Origin of the sequence: Kitasatospora sp. NPDC091257, from assembly GCF_044757675.1 — a bacterium.
Lineage (GTDB): Bacteria > Actinomycetota > Actinomycetes > Streptomycetales > Streptomycetaceae > Kitasatospora > Kitasatospora lactacystinica.
Genome location: NZ_JBIVVI010001078.1, coordinates 1 through 3,133, shown reverse-complemented (window position 1 = coordinate 3,133; position 3,133 = coordinate 1). Strand labels below are relative to the sequence as shown.

General features: G+C 77.4%; 1 protein-coding gene. It reads right to left on the bottom strand.

Annotation, left to right across the window (positions count from 1 at the left end; genetic code table 11):
* Nucleotides 1-3,133, bottom strand: a 3,133-nt coding sequence (locus tag ACIQOV_RS34560; RefSeq protein WP_401054797.1) for an amino acid adenylation domain-containing protein, incomplete at both ends; no start/stop codon positions are given.

The following is a 3,133-nucleotide window of genomic DNA, read 5'->3' as shown; positions in this document are numbered from 1 at the left end:
GTGCGGCGCACCGCCTCGGGCTCGACCCGGCCGCCGGGGACGGGCACCACGTAGCCGACCAGCCGCCGGGGGTCGTCGGTGAGGACGGCGGCGGCCTCGGCCACCCCGACGCAGCGCCGCAGCGCCCGCGCCACCTCGTCCGGGTCGGTGCGCAGCCCGCGGGGCTTCGCCCACTGCTCGACCCGTCCGAGGTGCTCCAGTTCGCCGTCGGCGGTCCACCGCACCAGCTCACCGGTGCGGTGGAGCAGCTCCCCCGGCGCGCCGTACGGGTCGGCGACGAACTGCCCGGCGGCGCCTTCCGGCTGCTCGGGGAAGTCGCCCGCGAGGTACAACTCGCCCGGCACACCCTGGGGTTGGGGGCGCATCGCGCGGTCGAGGACGTAGCCGCGGGTCCAGCCGGGCAGGCCGGACGCGGTGAGCGCCCCGGGCAGCGCGGTGTCCGGCTTCCAGGCGTCGAGCAGCGCCCGCTGCTCCTCCTCGGGGATCAGCGGCAGCTCGGCGAGGGTGCGCTGGGGGCCGTCCGCCATCCCGGCCAGCAGGCGGTGCAGGTGGTCCGCCAGCGCGGTCACGGTCCGACGGTCGAACAGGTCGGTGTTGTACTCCGCCGTCAGCGTGCAGCCGCCGTCGGCGTCGGGGGTGAACTCCAGCACCAGGTCGAAGCGGGCGGCCGGGCGGGGCAGCGGGTGCTCGGCGAAGCGCAGGCCCCCGGCGGGCGCCGGGGCGACGGGGGTCTGCTGGACGACGACGACCTGGACCAGCGGGGTGCGGCCGGGGTCGCGGGGCGGGGCCAGTTCCTCGACCACCCGGTCGAAGGGCACCTCGGCGTGGGCGAAGGCGTCCAGCAGGGTGGTGCGCATGCCCGCCACGAAGTCGTCGACGGTGGCCCGCTCGTCCACGTCGCCGCGCAGCACCACGGTGTTGACGAAGAAGCCGGTCACCTCCTCCAGTTCCCGCCGGTCCCGCCCGTTGGTGACGGTGCCGAAGGCCACGTCCCGCTGGCCGGAGTGGCGCGAGAGCAGCAGCGCGCACGCCCCGGCGAACAGGGTGAACACCGTGGTGCCGCGGCCGGCGGCGAGGTGGCGCAGCCGGTCGACCAGGTCGGCCGGCAGCCGGTGGCGGTGCGCCGCGCCGTTGGTGGTGCGCTGCTCGGGCCGGGGGCGGTCGGTGGGCAGGCGCAGGGTCGGCAGGTCGGCGAGGGTGTGCTTCCAGTAGGCGAGGTCGGGTGCGTGGCCGGTTCGGCGGTGCTGCTCCCAGTGGGCGAAGTCGGGGTACTGGAGGGCGGGGGCGGGCAGGGCGTCGGGTTCGCCGGTGGCCTCCGCCCGGTAGAGGGCGGCCAGTTCGCGGGTGAGGACGCCCACCGACCAGCCGTCGGTGACGATGTGGTGCTGGGCCAGCAGCAGCAGGTGCTCCTCGGCGGCGAGCCGGACCAGCAGTACCCGGGCGAGCGGGCCCCGGGCGAGGTCGTAGGGCCGTTCCAGTTCCTCGGCCAGCAGGCGTTCGGCCGCCGGGGCGCGCTCCCCCTCGGGCAGGGCGCCGAGGTCCTCGGTGCGCAGCGGCAGCTCCGCCCGCTCGGCGACGCGCTGCACCAGCTGCCCGTCGAGGGTGGCGACGGTGGTGCGCAGCGAGTCGTGCCGGGCGGTGAGCCGCCGCAGGGCCCGGTCGAGGGCGTCCCGGTCGAGGGCGCCGTGCAGCCGCAGGGCCACGCCGGTGTGGTTGCCGGTGCCGCCGGGGGCGAGGTCGTCCAGGAACCAGAGCCGGCGCTGGGCGCTGGACAGCGGCAGCGGCTCCCCGCGCGGGGCGGGCGGGATCGGCCCGGTCGGTGCGGCGGCGGGCACCGCGTCGAGCAGCGGGGCGAGGGCGGCGACGGTGCGGGCGGTGAAGACGTCGCGCAGGGTGAGCCGGACGCCGAGGCGTTCGGTGATCCGGGCCAGGGTGCGGGCGGCGAGGACGGAGTCGCCGCCGAGGTCGAAGAAGTCGTCCTCCACCCCCACGGCGTCGTGGCCGAGCGCCTCGGCCCAGACGGCGGCCAGGGCGCGCTCCCGCTCGGTGCGCGGGGCGGTGCTCCCGGCGGCGGCCCGCCGGGCGGGCGCGGGCAGCGCCCGCTGGTCGATCTTGAGCTGCGGGGTGAGCGGGAGCTCGGCCAGCACGACGACGGCGGCGGGCACCAGGTGGGCGGGCAGCGCGGCGGCCAGGGCGGTGCGCAGCTCGGCCGGGTCGGGGGCGTGCCGCGGGTCGGCGGGCGTGGCGTAGCCGACCAGCCGGGTGTGGCCGGGCTCGTCCTCGCGGACCGTCACGACGGCCTGGTCGACGGCGGGGTGGGCGCGCAGCGCGGCCTCGATCTCGCCCGGTTCGATCCGGAAGCCGCGGACCTTGACCTGCCGGTCGAGCCGGCCGAGGAACTCCAGTTCCCCGTCGGCCCTCCAGCGGGCCCGGTCGCCGGTGCGGTAGAGCCGGGCGCCGGGCGCGCCGAAGGGGTCGGCGACGAAGCGCGCGGCGGTCAGGCCGGGTCGGCCGAGGTAGCCGCGGGCGACGCCCTCGCCGCCGAGGTACAGCTCGCCGTCGGTGCCGGGCGGCTGGGGCCGCATGGCCTCGTCGAGCACGTACACCCGGGCGTGCGGCAGGGCGCCGCCGATGGTGGGTGAACCGGTGCCGGCGGTGAGCGGGCCGGTCCAGGTGGCGACGATGGTGGCCTCGGTCGGACCGTAGGAGTTGATCATGCGTCGGCCGGGCGCCCAGCGGTCGACCAGTTCGGCGGAGCAGGCCTCGGCCCCGACGATCAGGGTACGCAGGTGGCGGCCCGCGCCGGCGGGGACGGTGGCCAGGGCGGCGGGCGGGATCAGGGTGTGGGTGATGCGGTGCCCGTCCAGGACGGCGGCGAGCTCCTCGCCCAGCCAGGGGCCGTCCGGGGGGATCACCAGGGTGGCACCGGTGAGGACGGAGACGAACAGTTCCAGGACGGAGGCGTCGAAGCTGGGCGAGGAGAACTGGAGCACCCGGTCGCCGGGGCGCAGCGCGTAGTTCTCGACGGCCGCGGCGGTGAATCCGGCGATCCCCCGGTGGGTGACGACGACGCCCTTGGGGGTGCCGGTGGAGCCCGAGGTGTAGATCACGTACGCCGGGTGGTCGGTGCCGG